Consider the following 23525-nt stretch of genomic DNA (forward strand, 5'->3'; position numbering starts at 1 on the left):
TAACGCTTCGGGCGAATTTGCTGCTCCGCCGGATTTGAGACGCGGCCTCGGCTAATCGACGCCATTCCGGCCGCGGATGCGCAACAGCTTCTGCATCCGTCCGCGGAGGCTCTCCCACGAGGAGTCTGGAGGCGAGATTTCCGCCTCAATGGGAAACTCCGCGGCCCGCCCGGCCTCGTCGACCTGCACGAAGCCCATAAGCCCGTCCATCCAAGCGTTTTTCTGGCCAGCCAGAGGCGATCCCACAAGCGCCGTCACCATGTAAGCCCGCGTAAAGTGCAGCACCGTGCCCCGAATTTCGATGAGCGTTCCGACCGGCACCGGGCGGTAGCATTCGAGGCTCAGCACGCGCCGCAGCAGGATATTTGCCTCGGGGCCGATAAATCGCGAGGCCGTGGCATAAGCCGCCTCGAGCGCGATCCGAAGAAGAGAACCGGCGTACAGCGTGCCATGGTGGTTCGCATCCGCGGGAAGCACGAGTCGATGTGTCAATGTGATCGGCGTCACAATAATTGGCGTCGAGGGGCGAAAATGAGAAGCGCGGCAAACCGCCGATTCGATCGGCCCGCAATTATACGACACGCTCCGCATCGCTCAAAGCGTCGGCCGCTCAGGGGGCTGGCTCGCCGAAAATCCCCTGTTCGTGGTATATTTGGAACGTTCCGACCTTGCAAGCGCGAGCACCCGCCATGCCTGCTTCCGACGAAGTGACCCTCTGGATCGGCAAGCTTAGCGACGGCAACAGCCAAGCTGCGCAGGCGATTTGGAACCAATATTTCGAGCGGCTGACGCATTTCGCCCGCAAAAAATTCGAGCGGTTGCCGTGTCGTGTGGCCGACGAGGAAGATGTGGCCCTCAGCGCTCTGAATAGTCTTTGCCGCGGGGCCGCGGCGGGCCGGTTTCCGCAACTCGCGGATCGGCAGGATCTCTGGCGGCTGTTGGTTACGATCGCGGCCCGAAAAGTGTACGGCCAGATGCGTCGCCAACGGGCCGGAAAACGGGGCGGCGGCAAGGTGCGCGGCGAATCGGTTTTCATGCAAGCGGATGGCGACGATGATGCCCCAGGAATCGAACAAGCCTTGGGCCGCGAGCCGTCACCCGAATTGGCTAACATGGTGGCCGAAGATTGCCAGCGCCTTTTGGACAGTCTGGAAGACGCGACCCTCCGCCAGATCGCGCTCTTGAAGCTCGAAGGCTACACGAACGAAGAAATCTCGACCCGGCTGGAGTGCGTACCGCGAACTGTCGAACGCAAACTCGAACGCATCCGCGAAAAATGGGCAAAAGACCAAACGGCCTGATGCTATAGGCCATTTCCGCCACGTGTGCCACTGGCTCTGCCAGTGTTTGTTGCGCGGCCGCACTGGCAAAGCCAGTGGCACATGCCCGCATCCTCGGCCTTCCGGCCCCTCGCCGCTCGGGCCCGATCGCTGGTAAAATAGTGGTATGAAGTTTCCATCTGTCCGCGCCGGTATGTGGAGCAAGCCATGAGCGATGAGCGGCAGCGGCCGACCGTCGCCACCGAACAATCGATCGGCGAGCAATCGATCGAGGGCGTGCTGGACGATATTTGCGATCGTTTCGAGGCGGCCTGCAAAAGCCCGGCGCCCCCCCGGCTCGAAGATTTTGTCGGCCGGATCCCTTTGTCGGCCGCCGATCGCGGATTTCGCGAACTACTCGAATTGGAGCTCGCCTATCGACGCCGGGCCGGTGAAACGCCGGCCGCCGAGGAATATCGCACTCGCTTTCCGGACCACGCCGCCACGATCGAAGACCTCTTTCAAGCCATCCCGACGCAAGCCGCTCCGGCCCGCGGGCCGGGCTCACGGCCGACCGTTGCCTCCCCCTTTGCCGATACGATTCCCGCGCGAATGGCGGACAGCTTTAGCGATGTTGTTCCGGCCGATTCTCAGCCGGGCGGCACCGTCGGTTCCGAAAAGCGAACCGTCGGCACGCCGACTTCATCCGGCATGCGGTTTCGCGTGATCCGCAAGCACGCTCGTGGAGGGCTGGGCGAAGTTTTTGTTGCCGAGGACCAAGAGCTCCATCGCGAGGTGGCGTTAAAGCAAATTCAATCGCAATATGCCGACGACGTCGATAGCCGCTCGCGGTTCGTACTCGAAGCCGAGGTGACCGGAGCGCTGGAACATCCCGGAATTGTTCCCGTTTACGGCCTGGGCATATATCCCGATGGTCGCCCGTTCTACGCAATGCGGTTCATCCGCGGCGATAGCCTGAAAGACGCCATCGACGCCTTTCATGATATCGACACCGGCCCGCACGGCCCCGGGGCGCGGGAACTGGAATTGCGGAAGCTGTTGGGTCGATTCGTCGACGTTTGCGATGCGATCGAATACGCACATAGCCGTGGGATCGTCCACCGCGATTTGAAGCCCGGCAATATCATGCTCGGCAATTTCGGGGAAACGCTCGTCGTCGATTGGGGGCTGGCGAAGCAAATCAATCAGCCGGAGCCGAACGGGGCAAGCGTGAAGCCCGCGACCGAAACGAGGCCGATGCTGCTCAGCGGAACGGCTGCCACGCGAATGGGCTCGGCCGTCGGCACGCCGCAATACATGAGCCCCGAACAAGCCGCGGGCCGGCTGGATCTGATCGGCCCGCGCAGCGACGTTTATAGTCTTGGCGCGACGTTGTATTGCCTGCTCACCGGCAAGGCGCCGCTGTCGGATAATCCTGGCATGGATCTGACGGAATTGCTGCGCCGCGTCAAGCACGGAGAAATTCCGCCGGCGCGAGCCGTTTATGCCGGCGTTCCCAAGGGACTGAATGCGATCTGCCACAAGGCGATGGCCCTTCGGCCGGAAGATCGCTATCCGTCGGCCCGGCAATTGGCCGACGACCTCGAGCATTGGCTCGCCGACGAACCGATTTCGGCCCAGCCCGACACGCGCACGCAGTTGGTGGCGCGGTGGATACGCCGCCATCGCGGGCTGGCGCTTGCGACCGCGATCGCGCTGTTGGTCGTCAGCCTGGTGTCGGTCGTGGCGACGGTGCTGGTGAACCATCAGCGAGAGATTGCCGATCGGCTAGCCGTCGAGAAAGGCGAATTGGCGGAAAAAGAGAAGGCGGCGAGGTCGCTGGCCGAAGAAGGATTTCACGAAGCCCGGGGCGCGGTTGACGATTTGTTTACGAAAGTGAGCGAAGACACGCTGCTCAACCAGCCCGGCATGCAAGGCCTTCGCAAAGATCTCCTGCAAAAAACGCTCGCCTATTACGAGCGATTTCTGCAGCAGCGGGCCGACGATCCGGCGGTGCAAGATGAATTGAGCGTCGATTTTTATCGCGCGGGCAAAATCATCGAAGACCTCGATTCGCCGGATAAGGCGATCGCCTATTACCAGCAGGCCCGGCGTCTCCAGGAACAATTGCTGGCGAAATTGCCGGGCGATCTCGGGCGGCTCAATGCTCTCGGCGACACCTATAATGCGCTGGGCGGCGCGCTGAAAAAGGGACAACGCCACGAAGATTCGCTCGATATGCTGGAAAAGGCGAGGGAAATCCGCCAAAAACTGGTCGCACTCGCCCCGCAAGATCTCGGCTACGAACGGGCCTTGGCCAACACGATCATGAACATCGGCCAGGTCGACGGCGCTCTGAATCGCTTCGACGAAGCACTCAAACAATTGAATGCCGCCCAGCAAATTCGCCGCGCCCATCTGGCCGACAGCGGCGACACGTCGAAACTCCATCGCGATCTGGCGATGGGATCGTATACCCTCGGCGTGCAAGAATTGCGGCTCCGTCATGGCGATGCAGCCCGTAACGATTTCGCCGATGCGATCGCCGAGTTGCGGCAGTTGATCGAGCGCGACCCGCGCGATCTTACGCTGCAATATCTATTGGCCACGTGTTATCGGCTGGCGGGTGACAGCGTCAGCCAAACGGCGCCTAACTCGGCGGTGCAATCGTATCAGCAATCGCTGAAGGCCTTCACGGAGCTGGTGGAGCGTAACCCCGACGTTTCGGAATATCAGTCCGCGCTCGCCGGCGTTTGCATGAATATGGCCGCGCGGCAGCATGGCGCGGAATCGCTGCCATCATTCGAGCATGCCCGGCAGATTTTGGCGGAATTGGCAAAGAAATATCCGGAAAATCCGCGATTCATGCGCGACCTCGCGTTCACGTTGCAGGCGATGGCGAGTCGCCAGATCGAAACGGGGCAATTCGCGGCAGCACGAGCGGAATTGGAATCCGCGCGGAGCTTGCTCGGGGAGTACGTTCTTGCCCATCCCGACGACCGCGACGTGCGTCAAAAACTGGACGAAGCCGAGGCAAGCCTCAAGCAATTGAATGGACAGCATCCGTCGCCGCCGCCCGCGCACCAATAGCAGCCGGGCATTTTTGTAGGAAGGCCGCGAAAAAAGTAGCCCGATGCGTGAGCGACGCTGTGTCCCAGTGGCTGCCTCGCTTACGCTTCAGGCTAGTATGGCACGATTAACGCTTCGGACTAGGTCCAAGCGAACTGGCCGCCGGTGAGCTGCTCGTAAGCTTCGATGTATTTTTCGCGCGTGCGACGCACGACATCTGCGGGAAGCGCGGGAGGCGGACTGTTCTTGTCCCAGCCGGCCGTTTCGAGCCAATCGCGAACGTATTGCTTGTCGTAGGACGGTTGTCCGCGGCCGGGAGAATACGATTCGGTCGGCCAGAACCGCGAGCTATCTGGGGTCAGCACCTCGTCGATCAAGATCAACTCGCCGTCGAAGGTGCCCCATTCGAATTTCGTGTCGGCGATGATGATGCCGCGGCCGCGGGCATACTCCGCTCCGCGCGAATAGAGATCCAAGCTGCGGCGGCACAGTTCGTCGGCGACCGATTGGCCCACCAACTCGCGCATCCGCTCGAGCGAAATGTTGATGTCGTGGCCGGTTTCTTCCTTGGTGGCGGGAGTGAAAATCGGCTCGGGCAAGCGATCGCTTTCGACTAGGCCAGCCGGCAACTTCACGCCGCACACCTCGCCCGACTGGCGATATTCTTTCCATCCCGAGCCCGACAAATAGCCGCGCACGACGCATTCGATCGGCACGACCTTCGCTTTGCGCACCAACATGCTCCGGCCGGCGAACTGATCGGGATCCGCATCCGGCGGCAGATCGAAGTCGGCGACGTCGGCCGAGAGAAGATGATTCGGTTCGTCGAGCTGTTCGAGCCAGAATAGGCTGGTTTGCGTCAGCACTCGCCCTTTGTCGGGAATACCGGTCGGCAAGACCCAGTCGAACGCACTGATGCGATCGGTCGCAACCAAAAGCAGCCGGTCGCCGAGATCGTAAATATCGCGGACCTTGCCTCGATGGACAGGCCAGCGATCCAATGCGGATTGCAGCAGAGGTGTTTGCATGGCGAAGAATATAGCGAGCAAAACGGCGGCTCGCCAGTGGGCGCCACCTATGAAAACCCATTGCCAAATCCCAAGAATGGTCCGTGCCCGCGGCCTCGACCTGCCTTTAGCAGGCATGCGGAGGGATGAACTGCTCGATCAAAGCATGCCCCGCGCAGAGCCGCGGGCATGGCGCGCTTGCGCTCACGGGGGGCACCCGTTGCTCGCGTGTTAAATCTGCTACACTGCGCTCCACCGTCCGCGCCAACTGTCCTGCAACCACGCCCTGCGCCGATGTCTGCGATTCGCGACCTGCCCGAGATTGCCGGCCTCACATCGCGTCGGAGCATGGTGCGGATTCCGCCGGAGGTGGATGTGCCGCTTACGCCGCGCGTCCGCCGGCTGATCGACACGCCGGCCTTCCGCCGCTTGGCCCGGATCAGCCAATTGGGGCTTGTGTCGCTCGTTTACCCCGCGGCAATTCATACGCGGCTTGAACATTCGCTGGGCGTTTACCGCTTGGGGCTGCTCTATTTGCAACAGCTTTCACATGATCGGCGCTTTGCGGCCGCCATCGCTCCGGCCGATGCCGAGCTATTTCTCGCTGCCGCATTGCTCCACGACATCGGCCATTGGCCGTTCTGCCATCCGATCGAAGACATCCGCTTGCCTGGCGTGCCGCGGCACGAACAACTGGCCGCAAGCTTTTTGGCCGGCAGCGAAATTGCCGACCTATTGCGGAGCGATTGGCGAATCGAGCCCGGGCAATTGATCGCCCTGTTGTCACACTCCCCCAGCGATATTCGCGGACGAATTTTGCACAGCATGCTTTCGGGCCCTATCGACGTCGACAAAATGGACTACTTGGCCCGCGATAGCCTCCATGCCGGCGTGCCCTACGGCCGCAATTTCGATCAGCAGCGGCTCATCGGCAGTTTGTGTCTCAATGGGACGGGCGATGGCCTCGCGATCTCCGACAAAGGCAAGACGGCCGCGGAGATGATGGTGTTTGCCCGCTATGTCATGTTCAGCGAAGTCTACTGGCACCACGGCGTGCGGGCGGCGACGGCCATGTTGCAACGGGCGTTTTTCCTGCTCCGCGAACGGCTCGATCTCGAGCGATTGTTCCGGCTGACCGAAGCGGCTTGGATCGCCGAGATCCAGCAGGCTGCAGACAGCTCGCCGGCGGCGGAATTGCTCGATGGATTGTTTGGCCCTGCTCGCCGGCTTTACAAACGGCTAGGCCATTTCAGCTTTTTCGAGCAACCGGAGATCTATGGCCGCATGGCCCGGCAGCCTTATCCTTGGCTCGCGGCCTGCTCCGCCCATTTCGCACGCTTGGCGGCTGAAGCCGTGGGCCAAACGATTGCCCCGCACGAAATCCTGTTCGACGCACCGCCGATCGAGCGCGAAGTCGAATTCAATGTCGAAATCCACTTTGCCAAGGACGACCACTACCGCCGGCTCGATGCCGTCTCGCCGGTGGTGCGAACGCTCGCTAAGGAACAGTTTGACGACTATGTCAAGCAAGTTCGCCTGTTCGCCCATCCGCGAATCGCTGCAATCCTGAAGCGATCGAAAGTTACGGAATTGATGGTTGTCGCGATCGACGAAACCGAAGCGGCGGCCGGCTCCGGCAGCGCCGGAAAATAACTTCGACGTTTTTTTTGGCATCGCGTCCCTGGCTGACCGCTTCGGGCCAGTATCTACGGAACACTGGCCCGAAGCGTTAAGCGAGGGAGGGCCTCAACGTCGAATTTATTCTTCGAGCAGTCCTGACGACAATTCAAAAGGCGGAAGAGGCGGAAGCGTGCAATATTCCGTTTTCGGCCGCGCATGGTGCCGCGAAGTATAATTGAAATGCCGCAGCCTCGATTTTTCGCTATCGTCCCAACTACCGCCCGTTTGCGAGTCGGCCGGCTCCATGCAGTTGCTGCACCCGAAATTCGCGCGGCGCCACTTCGCCGTCGCGCGCGACGACCACGGGGTGCCGCATATTCGAGCCGGCTCTTGGCGCGAAGCACTCTACGGCCTCGGCTACATGCACGCCCTCGACCGGGCGACGCAATTGCTCTTTGCCCGCACGGTGGCATCCGGCCGCAGCGCGGAGCTGATTTCCGACCGCCCTGAATTGGTCGAGACCGATCGATTCTTCCGCCGCGCCGGCCTGCAAACGGGGCTCGACGAAGAGGTCCGCAATCTCGACGACCAATCGTTCGCCGAACTGACGTTCTATTGCGAGGGGGTCAACGACGGGTTGAAAGAATCGGGCCGAACGCTGCCAATGCGGGCCTCCGGCTTTCGCCCCAGCCCGTGGAACCAACAGGCAGTGCTGCTGGCGGGCAATCTGCTGAACTATGGCGGGCTGGCCATCGGACAGCAGCAGAACGAACGGTTGTTGTTGGAACTGATCCAGGCCAGGATCAACGACTCGCTGCTGCGAGAGCTTTTCGAGCCGCTTTTGGACGACGCCGATTTCGAATTGCTGCGCCGAGTGAAGATTTCAAGCCAATTGTCCGACGACGCGTTGGAACTCATCACCAATCTGCCTCGGCTCGCGGGAAGCAACGCTTGGGCCGTTGCTCCGCGCCGCAGCGCGACCGGCCATGCGCTGCTGGCCGCCGATCCGCATCTGGAAATCAATCGCTTGCCGCCGATCTGGTACGAGGCGGTTCTGCAATGGGGCGAGCATTACGTGATCGGAGCGACACTCCCCGGCTGCCCCCTGCTGGCCGTCGCTCGAACCGAGCGGCTCGCCTGGGGCGTTACCTATATGAAAGGCGACACCAGCGATTATTTCATCGAAGATTGCCGCCGCGGCGGGGCGACGGGATGGCAGTATCGCCGTGGCCAGAAGTGGGTCGATTTCTCGATTCGCGAAGAAACGATCCGCCGCAAGTCGAACGGCGACGAGCAATTGAAAATCTACTTCAACCCCCAGGGCATTCTCGACGCCGATCCCGAATTTGTCGGCGACGGCTTGTATCTTTCGAGCGCCTGGACCGGCCACGACCCCGGCGGCGGCCGATCGATGGCCACCTGGCTGAAAATCGTCGGCTGCGGCGATACGGCCTCCGCGATGGATGTCGCCCGATGTTGCCCGCAACCGACGCTGTGTTGGGTGTTCGCCGATCGAGCCGGACATATCGGAATGCAGGGCTGCGGATCGTTTCCTATTCGGCGGGCAGGCCTGCATGGATTGCTGCCGATTCCGGCCTGGGACGAACAAAATCATTGGCAGGGCCGGATTCCGTGCAACCTGCTCCCCCGCGTCTACGATCCGCCCGAGGGATTCGTGGCCACGGCCAACAACAATATCAATCCGCCCGGCGGTCCGGAGCTGATCTCGCTGCCGCTGCCGAGCTATCGCTACGATCGCATCGTCGAGCGCTTGGGTGAGCTGGACAGGGCCACACTCGCCGACATGCAGCAATTGCAATACGACGTGCTGAGCTTGCAAGCGCGGCGGATGCTGGAGTTGTTTTTGCCGCACATCGCCGAAGGCCCGCTGCGCGAGCGGCTCGCGGCCTGGGATTGCCGCTATTCGGTGGACAGCGTCGAGGCAGCGCTATTTGCCCGGCTCTATCGGAACGTATTGCTCGAGATTTTCGGCCAATCGCCGGATTCGCGGGGCGGCGGCATCGGTTGGCGGAGGATGCTTTATCTTTCGAGCCGCGCCGGCTTTTCGATGACGGTGCTCACGGCGATCGATCGGCTTTTGGAAAAAGATGACTCGCTCTGGTGGCGCGGCCGCGACAAGGGCGATTTGATCCGCCGGGCGGCAGAACGGCTTGCGGCCGAACGCGAGGTGACGTGGGGCGAAATGAATTCGTTTCATTTCGTCAACCGATTCTTTCCATTGCCCCGTGTCGGCCGAGCGCTCGGCCTCCGCAGCGGGCGGATCGCCCTGCCTGGCTGCTTCGCCACCCCCTTTCAAGGCCAGCTTTTGACCAGCGCGAAGCGCGAGACATCATTTGCTCCGTCGTATCACTTCGTCGCCGATCTGGGGACCGACGAAGCATGGACGAACTTGCCCGGCGGCCCCAGCGAAAGTCGCTTCTCGCCCTTCTACAAGAACGACCTGCCGCGCTGGACGAACGGGGATTACAAAAAACTAGGGTGAGGGATTAGAGTCTTGATGTTAGACTTCGCTGCGCGCTGGGCGCATCAAGTACAGTGGTTTGTTCACTACCGATTTTCGTCGCGGCCGATGGCTGCGCTAGGTAAAAACGGCCAGAAGGAAAGCGCGTCAGCGAGGTTGAGGCGAACTGCCAAATACGGTTTTTCCGTGGCCCAGGCCTTCAGGCAGCCTTCAGGCCTGGGTTCGCGACGAATGCAATTGATTGTTCCAGTCCGCTTCAGCGGGCTTACCGATAGGTCGGCTTTTGTCACTGGAACCGCCGGTGGCTAATGCCGCGATTAGGAAAGTCCCATGAACGGGGCTGGAAAGGGAAATTTGGTTGGATCGCTGTTCGTAAACACCTGGGCTAGAGTCTTGGTCAGCAACTTCTACGCGCGCACGCGCGCATCTCTTGAAAACGGCACACTGGCGATCGAGAACACACGTCCATGCCTGATACCCCCCCTGGCGGTTGCTTAAGCGTCGTCTGGTTGCGGCCGAAGGCTGCGCTGGGGTGACGGGAGCTACTCTTGGCCGGCGACTTGGGTTCGTCGTACAATTCGTGCGCATGATTTGCCGCACGATCCGTGGAACTCAGCCGACTTCGCTATGCCCAATCCGTCCCCTGCTTCCGAACCGACTGTCGATCCAGTTCGCGACGCTCCGCGCGACGTAACCGCTGCGAACGATGGTTTTGTCGAAGAGATCGAACTCCGCGGGCATATCATCGATAGCCTGATTCTGCCGAAGATTCTTGACCTGATTGCCGCCGGCGGCGGGACGTTTCGGATCAAGCGAATCAACGTTGGCCAATCGCGGAACGACCCGAGCTATGCGCTGGTGGAAATCGCCGCCCGCTCGGCCGATGCGCTTTCGGCGATTGTTGCCCAGGTGGCCGATCATGGGGCGGTGCCAATCGCGCAGCACGATTGCCGGCTGGAGCCCGCCGATGTGGCCGGGGCGTTTCCCGAGAATTTTTACAGCACCACCAACCAGCGCACCGAAGTCCGCATCGGCGGTGGATGGGTGCCGGTCGGCGATCAGGAAATGGATTGCGCGATCGTGGTCGACACCACCGCCCACACGGCCCGCTGCATCGCCATGACCGACGTGAAGATCGGCATGCCGCTCGTGGTGGGGCATGCGGGCGTGCGCGTTTTCCCGGAGCAGCGCACGGTCGAGCGAACCCAGGCGTTCGAATTCATGAACAGCCCGGTGTCGACCGAAAAACCGAAAGGGGTTGCCATACGGCAGATCGCCCGTCAGCTTTTCGAAGTGCGGCGTAGCGGAGGAAAATCGCTCTTGGTCGGCGGACCGGCGATCATCCACACCGGTAGCGGTTCGTTCGTCGAAGAATTGATCCGCAAGCACTATATCAATGTGTTGTTTGCCGGCAACGCGCTGGCCACGCACGATATCGAGCAATCGCTCTACGGCACCAGCCTCGGCGTGCACCTCGAGCACGGCAATCTCGCCGAGGCGGGGCACGAGCATCACCTCCGGGCGATCAACCGCATTCGCCGACTCGGCGGCATCCGCGCGGCGGTCGAGCAGGGAGTGCTCGCCAGCGGCATCATGTATCAGTGCGTGAAGAACAACGTCGATTTTCTGCTCGCAGGAAGCATTCGCGACGATGGCCCGCTGCCCGACGTGATCACCGACATGCTCGCAGCGCAGCGGCAGATGCGCGAAAAGATTCGGGGCGTTTCGTTCGCCCTGATGATCGCCACGACGCTGCATTCGATCGCGGTGGGAAATATTTTGCCCGCTTGGGTGAAAGTGGTGTGCGTCGATATTAATCCGTCCACGGTCATTAAGCTGAATGACCGCGGCTCGATCCAAACCGTTGGCTTGGTGACCGACGTCGAACCGTTTTTGCGGTCGCTCGTGGAGGATTTGCAAGCGTTGGAGCAAGCGGCTGGTGGTTAGTGGGTCGTAGCTCGGAAATTGGTGGTGCGGACCGATATTCGGCGCACGCTCGAACCGCAAGCGTGCCTCGATGCCAAACGGTAGATAGAGCCGCGCTTGCGGTTTCGCGGGTCCTGTGTCATTGCCCATCCCCTCACCCTCACCCTTTCCTGCCGTGCCCCACATCCTGATGTGCCCGCCCGATTTTTTCGGGATCGAGTACGAAATCAATCCGTGGATGAGCCGGCAGCGGCAATCGGATCGGCCGACGGCGATCCGGCAATGGAATGCCTTGCGGCAATTGCTGGGGGAGGCGGGGGCACAGGTTTCGCTGATGACGCCCGTCGCGGGGCTGCCCGACATGGTGTTCACTGCCAATGCCGCGCTGATCTATCGGCAAACGGCGGTGATGGCTCGGTTCCGCCATCCGGAGCGGCAAGGCGAGGTGGCGCACGATGAAGCGTGGCTCGCGGCAGGCGGTTTTGAAATCAAGCACGTGCCCGAAAACGTGTGGTTCGAAGGGGCCGGCGACGCGCTCTTCTGCGGCGACACACTTTACGCCGGTTATCGCATCCGCAGCCATGCCCGCGGGCATCAGCAAATCGGCGAGACGCTCGGCTGCCGCGTGATCCCGATGGAATTGGTGGACCCGTATTTCTACCATCTCGACACGTGCTTCTGCCCGCTCGCGGCGGGTCAGGCGATTTATTTCCCGCCTGCGGTCGATCGATACGGCCGCGATGCGATGGCGGCAAATATTCCCGACCTCATCGCGGTCGAACCTGACGAGGCGAAGCGGTTCGCGTGCAATGCGGTGGTGGTGGGGCGAACGGTGGTTACGAACACGGGTTGCCCGAAATTGCATGCCGCGCTCTTGGCCCGCGGCTTCACGCCGCGAGCCACCGAGCTCGACGAATTCGTGAAAGCGGGCGGCAGCGCGAAGTGCCTCACGCTCCGGCTCGACGGCGAAGAAGCGGCCGGTTGGAAAAACGCGGACTGAACAGTCGAGCGAGTGTCGGGCGTCACTGCTGGCTTGGCCGGCGGAGTGCGTCTCGGCGGCGAGTCGAACTGCCGGAAATGCCCGAAATCGAAGCGTAGCACCCGTCGCTTTGGTTACGGGAATATCGCCGCCGCGGTCAAAACGACGTGTCGTCTTGGCCCAGCACTTCCGACACGCGGCGATCGACGATCTGCTTCTTGACCGCGTTGCGTTTGTCGATCGAGGATTGAATCCGTTTGATCTCGTCTTCCAGACGCTTGAGTTCGAGGCTGCGGCGTTCTTGGCGGGCCTCGAATTGCCGGGCGACGACTTCTTCGAGCTTGCCTTTGACGTCGTTTTGCTTTTCCTTCGGCGCTCGGCGGTATTCGTCGGCCAGTTCGCGGCTCTCGCGATCGAAGTTCGCATCTTGCTCCAATAGGCGGCGCATCTCCGGATCGTCTTGCCACATCGCACCCGGAGCGCGGAAGGTTGCGATCGCACGCGGCTCAGGGTTGGGGATGCCATCCGGCCCACGGCGGATGATCACTTTCGCGCCATCCGGCAGATTCGGCGGCGTCGGCAAGCCAACGCCGTCGCGCTGCAAGTAGTAAAAGTTCGGCTGCGGACCGCCGGGGGGCACCGGCCCAGTGATCTGCCCGCTACCCCCCACCGCCGGCCCATCGAAACCGGAAGCAGCAGCGCCAGGGCCAGCGTTCGGCGGTGCAGCCGGAACGCTGCTATCGCCGGTGCGGATCAGAATCTTCGGGCCGGGTCGATCGTCGACAAACAGCACTTTGACGCCCTTTTCCGGTATCGGCGCGGGATCAGCCGCACGCGCCGAACCGATTGCAATAAAGCAAGGAATTGCCGCCAGCATGCGGCAAAGCATCCAATTTCTATCGGTCATCGGGTTTGCTCCGTGAAAAAAGGTCGGTCAGACATCGGTTTAGAGATTGCCATGTTCCACTTCGCGATTCAGTTGGTCCAGCCCGGCTTCGATTGCCCAAACGCGGCTCGACGGGCCGTCTTGCTGTGTGTAGATCGTCGCCTGGCCAAGAGCATTGATTTCGTCGTCCACCGCATCGCCCCATTGCAAGCGTTCGTTGGCGGCAGCGAAATTTGCGTCGGATTGTCTCGGTGCCGCGGGCGGCGGCGATAGCTTCGGGACGAAGTGCGGCGCGACGGCCGGTTCGGCTGGCGGCTTTGCTCGGGGCAGAGCAAATGGATTCGCACCGGCAATCCGTCGCAATTCAGCTTGTCGCTGTCGCGGAGCGGCCACGAATCGCACGGCGAAGGCCACGCCGATCGCAACCAACAGTGACGCGGCCAACAGTGACGCGGCCAACACCGCGAACCAGCGCGATCTGCCGAGCCGATAGCGCGGCTGTATCCGCGGCATACTTTCCATGCGGCGATTCGTCGGCCGCGCGCCGCCGTGCCGCAGTTCCTCTTCGATCAATTCTCCGAACCGCAGCCAGCCTTCGCGGAGCGAATCCGTCTCCGCGTCTGAATGACGCGACGAAGGCCCGCCCGTGGTTGTGGCCCGCTCGACGATCTCGCGCAGTTTTCGGGGTTGGTCGTTCATAGGTCGTCCACTTTGAAGTGCTTTCGCAACGCCAGCAACCCGCGATGGCAATGGCTGAGTGCCGTATTCAGTGGGCAGCCGATTGTCTCGGCGATTCGTGCAAACGAGAGCTCGCCGAAATATCGCAGCAGCAATGCTCGGCGCTGAATCGGGGTGAGCGCTTTGAGGGCTGCGTTGAGCTGCCTAGTCGTCTCGGCATTGGTCGCCTCGACGGATGGACTATTTGCGTTGGCGCCCGAGTCGGCGATCGACCAGATTTCATCGCCGAGCGTCGGCTGAGGCCGGGAGCGGCGAAAGCGATCGCATGCGACTCGGTCGGCAATCTGCAGCAAATAGCTCCGTGCAAATCCGCGTTCTTCATACCGATTTCGTCCTTGCCAAGCGCGGAAAAAGACCTCCTGAAACATGTCGTCGATCAGATCGAAACTGCCGACGACACCCCGCAGATATCCGCGGACGGCATCGCCGTGCTCGCCGATCCATTCGCCGATGCGTTTGGAATCCAACTCGGAATCGACCGATTCAGTCATGCTCGTTCCCATGGCATTAGTGTAAACGCGGGAACGAGCGGCTTTATTGCAGGGAAAATGGGTCGATTTTGGAGGCGGGATCAGGGGGCACCCCGGGAAGGCCCGGGAAGGCTAGGGCGAATGGAAGAGTAGGAGGGGCCTTCCCGGGCCTTGGGGCGGTTGGCTGCGGCGGAATTTGGCAGTGCCCACCGTCGCTGCAAGCCATATTATAGAGAGGTAACGTACATCGCCTGGAACCGTCGCTGGAATCTTTCGTGACTGGATTGCTGCAAAACGTCAGTTCGACGCTCAAGATCTGGGCGCAAGGGCCCGTGCGCGGGCGGCTCAGCGATTGGTCGGCCGCGGTGCCCGCGGTTGCCGCGCTCGAGCCGGAATTGCAACAGTTCTCCGATGCCGAATTGCGCAAACGCAGCTTGTCGCTCCGCTATCGGGCGAAAAGCCGAGAACCGCTCGAATCGCTACTTCCCGAGGCGTTTGCCCTGGTTCGCGAAGCGGGGGTGCGAACGGTTGGAATGCGGCATTTCGACGTGCAGATTCTCGGCGGAGTGGCCATGCACCATCGTTGCGTGGCAGAGATGCAAACGGGTGAAGGCAAAACGCTCACCGCCACGCTTCCGCTCTACTTGCATGCCTTGAGCGGGAAAGGCGTCCATCTGGCAACCGTCAACGACTATCTAGCCGAACGCGACTCGCAATGGATGGAGCCCATCTTCCGCATGCTCGGCCTCACCGTCGGTGCCGTGCTCACGCCAATGAACACCGCGCAGCGCCGAGCCGCCTATCAGTGCGACATCACCTACGGCACCGCCAAGGAATTCGGCTTCGATTTCCTCCGCGATCGGCTTCTGCTGCGCCGCATGGCCGAAGGACAATCGAATTTGATGGCGCAAATGCTCGGTCATACGAATGACGCATCCGGCGACAAACCGGTGCAGCAGCCGCATCACTACGCCCTCATCGACGAGGCGGATAGCGTGCTCATCGACGAAGCCCGCACGCCGCTGATCATCAGTGCCCTGCCGACGGAAGACGAGCGGGCCGAAGCTGATCTCTATCGCTGGACGGCCGAGGCGGTGAAGCAGTTCGTCGACGAAGAGCACTACACATACGACCATGAAAAGAAAACCGCCGAACTGACAGCCGCAGGCCGCCGCCTGGTGCGCAATCTGCCTCGCACGCGGGCTCTCGAATCGGTCGGCATGATTCGGCTCTACGATTTCATCGAGCGCGGCTTGCGGGCCGAACGGGCTTTCCTGCTCGACCGGCACTACGTGGTGCGCAACGGCGAGATCGTCATCGTCGATGAATTCACCGGCCGTATGTCGGAAGGGCGCAAATGGCGAGACGGGCTGCATCAGGCCATCGAAGCCAAGGAAGGGGTCGAAGTGACGATCGACACCGGCCACGCCGCGCGCGTGACGATCCAGGATTATTTTCTTCGCTATCCGCATCTGGCCGGCATGACGGGCACCGCTTCGGATTCCGCCCGCGAATTGCATCGCATCTATCGATTGCGTGTCGTGCCGATTCCCACGAATCGCCCCCCGGTGCGCGAGCGCTTGCCCGACCAGATTTTCGGCACAGCCGAGGCGAAGAACGAAGCGATCGTGCGCGAAATTGCACAGAGTCATGCTGCGGGGCGACCCGCTTTAATCGGCACCCGCTCGATCGACAAATCCGAAATCTTGTCGCGGATGCTCAACGAAGCCGGGATCGATCATCAGGTGCTCAATGCACGGCAGGTGGCCGTCGAAGCGCAGATCATCGCCGCGGCGGGACAGACTGGCCGTGTCACGGTGGCGACGAACATGGCCGGCCGCGGAACCGACATCCGGCTTGGTGAAGGTGTTGCCGAATTGGGCGGCTTGCACGTCATATTGACCGAGATGCACGATTCCGCCCGTATCGATCGGCAACTATTGGGCCGTTGCGGCCGGCAAGGCGACCCGGGAAGTTATCGCCAGTTTTTGGCCCTCGACGATGATATTCTGTTGGCGGGGCTCGGGCCGGAAAAGTCAGAGCCGCTGGCCGAGCTGGGCCGCACCTCGCCCGGCTCGTTCGATTCCCTGGGCCGATTGTTTCGCAAGGCGCAGCACAAGATCGAGCGCCGCCACTTTACCGACCGCCGCTCGTTGATGTATCAGGAGAAAGAACGCAAGAAAATGCAATTGCAAATGGGTCAAGACCCGCACCTCGATTCACCGTCGTAAAGTCGTAGGCGCACTCCGTGTGCCGTATGCAGCACAACAGTAGCAGGCACACTCCTTGTGCAGTGCGAACACCACAGCGGACGGCACACGGAGTGTGCCTGCCACGTTATGATCGACGAACTTTATCGCCTGGCGCTCGACACGCTTCGCAGTCATTGCGATGCGGCGCGTATGCCCTACAGCGAAGACGACGGCGATTTGCTGTTGGCAGGCCATCGGCTCGGCCTGTCGATCGCGTTCGAAGGATTTAGCCGTCAGGGAGATAAGCTGATCGCTCCGCTCGACGTGCAAATTCATTTAAACGGCGACACGGGCGATCGCTTCCGCGTCGGCACGCTCGGCATCGGCGACGATCGGCTTTCGGCAATGCGGGCGGCGATCGAAGAGTGGCATTTGCTGGCCGCATCGGCGGTGCTGGCGGCCTTGGGGGCCGAGGTCGACACGCGTCGGGCCGCGCCGGTGCGGAATCTGGCCGGCTGGCAACTGTTTCCCGGGCGGGCGGGCATTCGCGGCACATTGCCGGCCGGCCTGAATCCGGGCGGAGTTTTTTATCGCCAGTTGCTCGATGTGCTGCGCAAGCACATCGCTGCATGGCCGCGCGCGGAGGGTTCGCAGCTTCACCTGCGTTCGATCTTCGTGATGGCCACGAGTGCCGAGGGCCAAAATGAGCTTCAAGCCGCCGTGGATGGCTTCCTCCAACCCGCGCTCGTGGCCGATCTGACGGCTTTGCCCTGGCCCGCCGCCGGCGAGGCATATCTTTTCAAACAATTGTTGGTGCTTCGCACCGGCCAGCCGTGAAAAACGAGAGAAACCCGTTCGCCACGCCGGGGTTAAAAGTAATAGAAAACGACGACACGGCAAACGACGACACAGGCGGCGAGCGCCTTGCCGCTCATGGTGGACAAAGTAATACAAACGACACGGAACAGAGACGGGTCGAACCGGCGCGCGGGGTTGCAAACCGCGGTGTTTTCACCCATAACAAAGGGCAGCGGCGAACGGTAGTAGCCGATCGCAATGCGCGCCCGTTCGGCGCACGCTCGGTTACGTTCAATTCGTGCGTTGAGAACGACGGCCTGGCGATCGCTTCCAAGGCGGAAACAGTCGCGGCCGGCGCCGCGCGTGGAGCCCCTGATTGGCAGTCAGCGAATCGTCGACCCAGAACCCGGCGCTGCGCGATCCGGATGTGCGGCTGATGCTCGAAGTGCGCGACGACAATGCCGTCGCGTTCAATGAGTTGATGCTGCGCTACCAGAACCGTTTGATCGCGCTGTTAGAGCACGTGGTGGGTCGGCGCGAATTGGCCGAGGAACTGACGCAGGAAGTGTTTCTGCGCGTGTATCGGGCTCGAAAAAGGTACGAGCCGGGCGCGAAGTTTTCCACTTGGCTGTTTACGATTGCCAACAATCTGGCCGCCAATGCGCTTCGCAGCCAATCGCGGCGACACGAGGTCAATCTTGCCCAACGCGGCACGAATAGCTCGACCAGCGTGCCGACGCTTGAGCAATTGGCCCAAGCGGCGAGCGGCTTCATGCCGGCCCGGCAGTTCGAAAAAGCCGAATTGAGCGACGTGATCCGCCAGGCGATGGCCACGCTCAACGAGCGCCAGCGGATGGCCGTTCTGCTGAGCAAGTTCGAAAGCATGAGTTACGAGGAAATCGCCGAAACAATGCAAATGTCGCCGCAAGCCATCAAGTCGCTCTTAAGCCGCGCGCGAAGCAATCTGCGCGAAATCCTGGAGCCTTATTTGGAAAGCGGCGAACTCAAGGAAGTCACCCCGCGCCCCGAACAAATCGGCTCCATTGAAGACGAATAAAACCCTCGTCCCTTTTCCGCACGCTAACCCCTCACCCTCACCCCGATTCAATGTCCGAGCACGCCTCGACCGAATCCGAACGGCTCGATGAAGAGTTGGTCGCCTATTTGGACGGCGAATTGGACGGGGAAGCCGCGCGCCGGATGGAGCATCGCCTGGCATCGGAAGCCGCGGTTCGCCGGCGATTGCAGCAATTGGCGCAAAGCTGGGACTTGCTCGATCAACTGCCGCGGACCACGGTCGACGACACCTTCACGCGCAGCACGGTCGAAATCGTTGCCCAGGCCGCCGAAGCGGAGTTGGGCCAAAAGGCGGCTTCCGAGCCGCGTCGCCGGCGAATGCGCTGGGTGCTGACGGCGGTTGCGGCGCTGGCCGCTTGCGCGGCAGGGTTCTTCATCCTCGTCCATTTGCGGCACGACCCCAACGAAGAGTTGCTGCGCGATTTGCCGGTCATTCAAAACCAGGAGTTGTATAAAGAGGCAGGCAATATCGATTTTCTCCGCAAAATGGACAAAGACGGGCTGTTTCCCGAGGAGAATGGCGATGGCACGTGAAAACGGCTCGAAATTGCCCGTCCCTTCGCCGCTGCGGGAAATGGTGGCAGCGATTCTGCTTGGCTTTGTGGCCACCGGCACGGTGTGGGCCATGGATTGGCTGGCCGAACGGCGGCAAGAAGTCGAGCGCATGACTCCGGCCGAGAAGGAGGATCTCAATGAAAAGTATCAAAGATTTCTGGCTCTTCCGGCCGACGAGCAGGAGCAACTCCGTCTGTTGCACCAGCAGCTTGAAGTCGATCGGAACGGCGACCGGCTTCGCCGTGTGATGCAGCGATACTACGATTGGCTTAAGACTTTGCAGCCCGGCGAACGAGCCGATCTGCTGTCGCTGCCTCCCACCGAGCGTTTGGCGAAAATAAAGACGCTCAAACAAGACCAAGAGGCATGGGCGGCGAAGCTCTCGGGCGGGTCGCACCTCACGCTCCACGATGTGCAGGTGCTTTCCGATTGGGTCAAAAAATATGCCGCAGCTCACGAAGTCGAGTTGACCAAAGACATGCCACAGCGGCATCACGGGCAGTCGTTCCCTGTGCTCGACGAAGAATCGCACGAGCGGATGGTGCAGTTCAGCGCGTGGCGGCATTGGTCGGCCGAAAAAACGCCCGCGGTTTCCGCGGACGAAATCGAACACTTGATGGGGCAGCTATCGACCAAGCCGCGCGAGGCCCTGGAAGCCCAACCTATGCTGCACGACAAGGCCGATATCGTCCATCAATGGCTGCAAGCGATCGCGCGCACTCGATTTGCCGGTGGATTCGGCAAACAGGGACCAAATGTCAGCCGCAAGGACTTGGCCCGCTTTTTCGAGCACTTGCCGAAGGACCAGCAGGATGAACTGAGCCAACTTAGCGAAGAAGCGCGGCATCGCGAACTGCGCAAACGCTTTCTTCAATACCGCCGGTCGACTGGTTTTTCGACAGGCGGCGACCGGGAACCACACTTCAATCATCCTGGCGGCCCCTGGCCGGCCGATTCGCCGGAAAGAGACCACGAGCCCCCGACGCACAAGGGTCCGCCGCCGGACAAGGCTCCGCCGAACAAAGCTCCGCCGGAAATGCCGCCACGAAACGCGCCGCCAGACAAACCGGAGGCTGAAGAGCAGTCTCCCGCTGTGCCCTCCGCGACAACACCTGCCGCGACAACACCTGCCGCGACAATACCTGCCGCGACAATACCTGTGCCGACGACGAAGTAAATCCGGCTCGGGGTTGAAACGCTACCGTGAATCGCCCGCTTGTCCGTGCGCCGCTACGGGCTAATCGTCGCCGTGTGGCTTGGTGCATCGCTGGCCGGAAACGATTCTTCCGAGGCTTCATCGACCACATCGAGTGCCTCGTCTGAAGATTCCTCTTCGGCTTCCTCTTCCTCGACAAGGTTCGACGGCTCGAGCGCGTCGATTTCCTGGCTTCCTGCGGCCGTATCGGCGGTGGAATGCGCAGCTCGCTCAACGCCGTCTTCGACGAGCGCTTCGCTTTCATTCGCCGACTCGGATCGGCCCGCCGAGGCAGATTCGGCCGGGGGCATTTCAAAGCCCGGCGACGATTCGGCCGCGAGATCGCGCGCGTCGAGGATATCGTGGGCCTCATCCGCCGCGGCCGCGTCAAAAACGCCCGGCGCCTCGAGCACGGAATCGTCCGCGGTATGTTTGGCCGCGGCGTGCGGCATTGGTGCTGCGGTCGAAGGCATTTCGGCGGAAGGCGGCGCGATATGGGCCGGAGCAGCGGATTGTCTTGCCCCTGGGGCCGAGAGCGTTTTTTTCTTGATCGCCGTCTTTTTCACGGGGGCTTTTTTCGCTGGAGCTTTTTTCACCACTGCCTTCTTGGGGGGCACTTTCTTTGCGCTGCCCTTTTTCTTTCGCGCCGCCGCTTGGACCGGCGCTGCTGCCTCGTGGATTTTCTTGTTCGCAGTTTTCCTAGCGGGCGATTTCTTCGCGGCTGTTTTCTTGGTTGCCGTCTTCGCTGCCGGTTTGCTCGCCGCGACCTTCGTTTTCTTAGCGCTAGATTTCTTTTTCGATGCCGTGGCGTTCTGGGCGTTCTTCTTCAGGGCGGCCGATTTTTCGGCGCCTTTTTTCGGCGCAGCCTTTTTGGCCGGCCCCTTCTTCTTTGCTGCCTTCGTCGGAGCGGCTTTCTTGTCCCCCTTCTTGGCCGGGGCTTTCTTCGCGGACTTTTTCTTAGCCATCGGTTTCGTTCCTCGTGCGTGCGTAAGATAAGGGTGGCAGTCGGTCAAAGGGCATCGCTAGTATACTTACCCAAGAAATTGGCGGCAAAGTATTCCGGGTTCGTGGCTCGTGGTTCGTGGCTCGTGGCTCGTGGTTCGGACGAAGGGCGCAATTGGACCAAGTTTCGACGGCTACTCATAATCCCGGCATTCCGTATCCAAAAAGGGCCAAACCACTAACCCCGAGACACGAGCCACGTCGCCATGCCCCTCGACCATCGAACAATCCAGCGTCATTTTCGGCGAGCCGATCCAATCCTGGCCGAAGTCATCCGCAAAGTCGGTCCGGTTACCCTCAAACCGGAGCGCGACCGGTTCAAGATGCTGGTACGGTCGATTCTTTCGCAGCAAATATCGGTGGGCGCGGCAAAGGCGATCCGGCTTCGCCTGGAAGCCCGGCTCGAACCGGAGGGCATTCGGCCCGAAGCGCTCGCTAGGATGACGGTCGACGAGCTGCGGGCGGTCGGCATTTCGCGCTTCAAGGCCGGTTATCTGCTCGATTTGGCCCAGAAGTGCAGCGACGGCACGATCCGCCTCGCTCGGCTCGGGCGGTTGAGCGACGAACGGGTGATCGAGGAGCTGATCCAAATTCGTGGCATTGGCCGATGGTCGGCCCACATGTTCCTGATTTTTTCCCTCGGCCGGCCCGACGTTTTGCCGCTCGACGACCTGGGCATCCGCTCGGCAATCCGCCGTCTCTATGCGTTCGACGATCTTCCGCCGAGGGCAGCCTGCCTAGAAATCGGCAACCGCTGGCGTCCATTCGCGAGCATCGGCAGTTGGTATTGCTGGCGGTTCCTGGAAAGCGTGCCGCGCCGGGCAGCCTCGAAGGGCAAATGAAAGTAAGTCGATGAGTCGAAGCGGCGCTCGACACAGGCCTGTAACCGGTCGCGCCCGGCCGGTGTATAACGTGCGAAAGCCCAACATCTAATCCATCTTCCCTGAAGGAGATCCCACGATGAAACGGATGCTAGCAATCATGGCCGGGGCGCTGATCTGGACAAGCGCGGCCGTTTCCGCCCAGGCGGCACCGATCGAGCCGGCCGATATTGCCACCGGAGCGAAATGGTTCGTTCACATCGATTTCGATGCTGCCCGCGACTCGAAAGTCGGCCAGCGCATCCACGAAGAAGCGCTGAAGAACGATCACGTCAAAAAAGAGCTGGCGAAAATGCAGGATGAATTGGGCATGGATCCGCAAAAGGATCTGCATGGGGCGACACTCTACGGCACTTCATTCACGCCGCACAAGGGCGTGCTGATCGTTTATGCCACGGCCGATAAGGCCAAGTTCATGGCCCATCTCAAGGCAAAACCCGACTTCATGGCTTTGAAAACCGAAGACGGCAAAGAAACGCTCTACACCTGGACCGAGCACATGGGCCACAAGCCGTCGGCCAATACGAAGCCGGCCGGGAGCCAGAAAAGGAGCGGAACCGCCGGCCACGAATCGAATGGCCACGCGGCGAAGGACGGTGCCGCAATGCACCATGCCTATATGGCTCACCAATTCATGGCCCACGAGCACAGCCACACCGTTTGGGCCGCGTTTCCGAAAGCCGGCATGGGCGTGTTCGCCGACAGCCCCGGCGAACTGAAGGCCGCCCTGGATGTGCTCGGAGGCAAAAGCGGTTTGGCTTCTACTTCGCCGATTCTGCCCGATGCGCCGAAGGGAACCGTTTTCAGCGGCGGAGCCATCGGTCTGTCTTCATTGCCGATTCCGACGCACATGGCCTTGGCGAAGCAAATCGATCGCCTCACCTTTGCCGCCGGCGAAAGCGATGGGGAAGACTTCGATCATATCAAGGTTACGATGACGAATGATGCAGTGGCGAAACAGCTAAAGTCGATCATCGACGGCTTGCAGGCGATGGGCGATTTGCACTTCACCGGTCACGCCGAGCTGTTGAAGATGATCGACGGTCTGAAGGCCGAGGCCGATGGCAAGGTGCTGTCGATCGACTGGAAGGCTTCGTCTGCCGATGTCATCAAATTCGGTGAACAGGTGTGCGAGTTCGTCCACAAGCACCACGCCGAATGGCATCATCAATAGGCGGTGTGAGGCTTGAGGCTTGAGGAAGCGACGGACGCGTGCGCGTCCTCACAACCGCAACGCCCCTTACAGCCTAATGCCCTTGGGCGGAGCCACAGAAGGGCGTTGCCGTTGGCCTCGCCTTCCTCGCTAACGTGTCGGGCCAGTATGCGCAGTTCTCACGGAACACCAGCCTGAAGCGTGAGCGAGGGACGGCCTCAACGGTGACACGCTGC

General features: G+C 61.3%; 20 protein-coding genes. 14 read left to right on the forward strand and 6 right to left on the reverse strand.

The window, feature by feature from the left end:
- Positions 1–51: 51 nt before the first annotated feature.
- Positions 52–507, reverse strand: coding sequence for an acyl-CoA thioesterase (locus VHX65_19385; GenBank protein ID HEX4000720.1), 456 nt, complete (start codon positions 505–507; stop codon positions 52–54).
- Between the two features lie 182 nt (positions 508–689).
- Between VHX65_19385 and VHX65_19390 the strand changes: the two genes are divergently transcribed.
- Together VHX65_19390 and VHX65_19395 are read left to right on the forward strand one after the other, a co-directional pair.
- Positions 690–1301 carry an ECF-type sigma factor gene (locus VHX65_19390; protein ID HEX4000721.1) on the forward strand — a complete coding sequence of 204 codons (612 nt, stop codon included), beginning with the start codon at positions 690–692 and terminating at the stop codon, positions 1299–1301.
- 186 nt (positions 1302–1487) lie between these two features.
- Positions 1488–4349: a protein kinase gene (locus VHX65_19395; protein HEX4000722.1), complete on the forward strand. Its 2862-nt coding sequence runs from the start codon at positions 1488–1490 to the stop codon at positions 4347–4349.
- Positions 4350–4468: 119 nt separating this feature from the next.
- Here the strand turns inward: VHX65_19395 and VHX65_19400 are convergent, their stop codons facing one another.
- Positions 4469–5356, reverse strand: a complete 888-nt coding sequence (locus VHX65_19400) for a phosphoribosylaminoimidazolesuccinocarboxamide synthase (GenBank protein HEX4000723.1) — start codon at positions 5354–5356, stop codon at positions 4469–4471.
- 273 nt (positions 5357–5629) lie between these two features.
- Here VHX65_19400 and VHX65_19405 point away from each other — a divergent pair, with 273 nt between their 5' ends.
- The 4 genes from VHX65_19405 (at position 5630) to VHX65_19420 (ending at position 12363) form a co-directional block, all read left to right on the forward strand.
- Positions 5630–6988: an HD domain-containing protein gene (locus tag VHX65_19405; protein HEX4000724.1), complete on the forward strand. Its 1359-nt coding sequence runs from the start codon at positions 5630–5632 to the stop codon at positions 6986–6988.
- A gap of 271 nt (positions 6989–7259) precedes the next feature.
- Positions 7260–9458 carry a penicillin acylase family protein gene (locus VHX65_19410; protein HEX4000725.1) on the forward strand — a complete coding sequence of 733 codons (2199 nt, stop codon included), beginning with the start codon at positions 7260–7262 and terminating at the stop codon, positions 9456–9458.
- 606 nt (positions 9459–10064) lie between these two features.
- Positions 10065–11384 (forward strand): TIGR00300 family protein, encoded by a 1320-nt coding sequence (locus VHX65_19415; protein HEX4000726.1) that lies wholly within the window; start codon positions 10065–10067, stop codon positions 11382–11384.
- A gap of 154 nt (positions 11385–11538) precedes the next feature.
- Positions 11539–12363: an arginine deiminase-related protein gene (locus VHX65_19420; protein ID HEX4000727.1), complete on the forward strand. Its 825-nt coding sequence runs from the start codon at positions 11539–11541 to the stop codon at positions 12361–12363.
- 136 nt (positions 12364–12499) lie between these two features.
- On the opposite strand, the gene VHX65_19425 is transcribed toward VHX65_19420, so the two are convergent.
- From VHX65_19425 to VHX65_19435, 3 genes are read right to left on the reverse strand one after another with little or no spacing between them, the layout of a single operon-like run.
- Complete coding sequence (locus tag VHX65_19425) at positions 12500–13249, reverse strand: hypothetical protein (protein HEX4000728.1); 750 nt, start codon at positions 13247–13249, stop codon at positions 12500–12502.
- Between the two features lie 39 nt (positions 13250–13288).
- Entirely contained in the window at positions 13289–13927 is a 639-nt protein-coding gene (locus VHX65_19430; protein HEX4000729.1) for a hypothetical protein, read from the reverse strand.
- Positions 13924–14457, reverse strand: coding sequence for an RNA polymerase sigma factor (locus VHX65_19435; GenBank protein HEX4000730.1), 534 nt, complete (start codon positions 14455–14457; stop codon positions 13924–13926). Before VHX65_19435 ends, VHX65_19430 begins: the two co-directional genes overlap by 4 nt.
- A 254-nt stretch (positions 14458–14711) precedes the next feature.
- On the opposite strand from VHX65_19435, the gene VHX65_19440 reads away from it, so the two are divergent.
- The 5 genes from VHX65_19440 (at position 14712) to VHX65_19460 (ending at position 20235) form a co-directional block, all read left to right on the forward strand.
- Entirely contained in the window at positions 14712–16667 is a 1956-nt protein-coding gene (locus VHX65_19440; protein ID HEX4000731.1) for a preprotein translocase subunit SecA, read from the forward strand.
- 108 nt (positions 16668–16775) lie between these two features.
- A complete protein-coding gene (locus VHX65_19445) occupies positions 16776–17465 on the forward strand; it encodes a DUF6348 family protein (protein ID HEX4000732.1) in 690 nt (229 codons plus the stop codon).
- Between the two features lie 337 nt (positions 17466–17802).
- Positions 17803–18483 (forward strand): sigma-70 family RNA polymerase sigma factor, encoded by a 681-nt coding sequence (locus VHX65_19450; protein HEX4000733.1) that lies wholly within the window; start codon positions 17803–17805, stop codon positions 18481–18483.
- 50 nt (positions 18484–18533) lie between these two features.
- The gene (locus VHX65_19455) at positions 18534–19037 is read left to right on the forward strand and encodes a hypothetical protein (protein HEX4000734.1); all 504 of its coding nucleotides are present in this window, start codon (positions 18534–18536) and stop codon (positions 19035–19037) included.
- The gene (locus tag VHX65_19460) at positions 19027–20235 is read left to right on the forward strand and encodes a hypothetical protein (GenBank protein ID HEX4000735.1); all 1209 of its coding nucleotides are present in this window, start codon (positions 19027–19029) and stop codon (positions 20233–20235) included. Before VHX65_19455 ends, VHX65_19460 begins: the two co-directional genes overlap by 11 nt.
- Positions 20236–20288: 53 nt before the next feature.
- Here VHX65_19460 and VHX65_19465 read toward each other — a convergent pair whose 3' ends face one another.
- The gene (locus tag VHX65_19465; protein HEX4000736.1) at positions 20289–20819 is read right to left on the reverse strand and encodes a hypothetical protein; all 531 of its coding nucleotides are present in this window, start codon (positions 20817–20819) and stop codon (positions 20289–20291) included.
- Here VHX65_19465 and VHX65_19470 point away from each other — a divergent pair.
- The 3 genes from VHX65_19470 (at position 20800) to VHX65_19480 (ending at position 23310) form a co-directional block, all read left to right on the forward strand.
- The gene (locus VHX65_19470; GenBank protein ID HEX4000737.1) at positions 20800–21249 is read left to right on the forward strand and encodes a hypothetical protein; all 450 of its coding nucleotides are present in this window, start codon (positions 20800–20802) and stop codon (positions 21247–21249) included. The genes VHX65_19465 and VHX65_19470 overlap by 20 nt on opposite strands.
- 212 nt (positions 21250–21461) lie before the next feature.
- The gene (locus VHX65_19475) at positions 21462–22097 is read left to right on the forward strand and encodes a DNA-3-methyladenine glycosylase 2 family protein (GenBank protein ID HEX4000738.1); all 636 of its coding nucleotides are present in this window, start codon (positions 21462–21464) and stop codon (positions 22095–22097) included.
- A gap of 118 nt (positions 22098–22215) precedes the next feature.
- On the forward strand, positions 22216–23310 hold the full coding sequence (locus VHX65_19480) for a hypothetical protein (protein HEX4000739.1): 1095 nt from the start codon (positions 22216–22218) through the stop codon (positions 23308–23310).
- The last annotated feature ends 215 nt before the right edge of the window (positions 23311–23525 follow it).

This window comes from Pirellulales bacterium (assembly GCA_036267355.1).
In the GTDB taxonomy this organism is placed as follows: Bacteria; Planctomycetota; Planctomycetia; order Pirellulales; family DATAWG01; genus DATAWG01.

What these genes read in the sequence shown, in the direction of transcription:
- VHX65_19435 (HEX4000730.1), bottom strand. Translation starts at nt 14,457, where the DNA reads ATGACTGAATCGGTCGATTCCGAGTTGGATTCCAAACGCATCGGCGAA.
- VHX65_19430 (HEX4000729.1), bottom strand. Translation starts at nt 13,927, where the DNA reads ATGAACGACCAACCCCGAAAACTGCGCGAGATCGTCGAGCGGGCCACA.
- VHX65_19445 (HEX4000732.1), top strand. Translation starts at nt 16,776, where the DNA reads ATGATCGACGAACTTTATCGCCTGGCGCTCGACACGCTTCGCAGTCAT.
- VHX65_19425 (HEX4000728.1), bottom strand. Translation starts at nt 13,249, where the DNA reads ATGACCGATAGAAATTGGATGCTTTGCCGCATGCTGGCGGCAATTCCT.
- VHX65_19410 (HEX4000725.1), top strand. Translation starts at nt 7,260, where the DNA reads ATGCAGTTGCTGCACCCGAAATTCGCGCGGCGCCACTTCGCCGTCGCG.
- VHX65_19395 (HEX4000722.1), top strand. Translation starts at nt 1,488, where the DNA reads ATGAGCGATGAGCGGCAGCGGCCGACCGTCGCCACCGAACAATCGATC.
- VHX65_19460 (HEX4000735.1), top strand. Translation starts at nt 19,027, where the DNA reads ATGGCACGTGAAAACGGCTCGAAATTGCCCGTCCCTTCGCCGCTGCGG.
- VHX65_19390 (HEX4000721.1), top strand. Translation starts at nt 690, where the DNA reads ATGCCTGCTTCCGACGAAGTGACCCTCTGGATCGGCAAGCTTAGCGAC.
- VHX65_19475 (HEX4000738.1), top strand. Translation starts at nt 21,462, where the DNA reads ATGCCCCTCGACCATCGAACAATCCAGCGTCATTTTCGGCGAGCCGAT.
- VHX65_19400 (HEX4000723.1), bottom strand. Translation starts at nt 5,356, where the DNA reads ATGCAAACACCTCTGCTGCAATCCGCATTGGATCGCTGGCCTGTCCAT.
- VHX65_19480 (HEX4000739.1), top strand. Translation starts at nt 22,216, where the DNA reads ATGAAACGGATGCTAGCAATCATGGCCGGGGCGCTGATCTGGACAAGC.
- VHX65_19415 (HEX4000726.1), top strand. Translation starts at nt 10,065, where the DNA reads ATGCCCAATCCGTCCCCTGCTTCCGAACCGACTGTCGATCCAGTTCGC.
- VHX65_19455 (HEX4000734.1), top strand. Translation starts at nt 18,534, where the DNA reads ATGTCCGAGCACGCCTCGACCGAATCCGAACGGCTCGATGAAGAGTTG.
- VHX65_19405 (HEX4000724.1), top strand. Translation starts at nt 5,630, where the DNA reads ATGTCTGCGATTCGCGACCTGCCCGAGATTGCCGGCCTCACATCGCGT.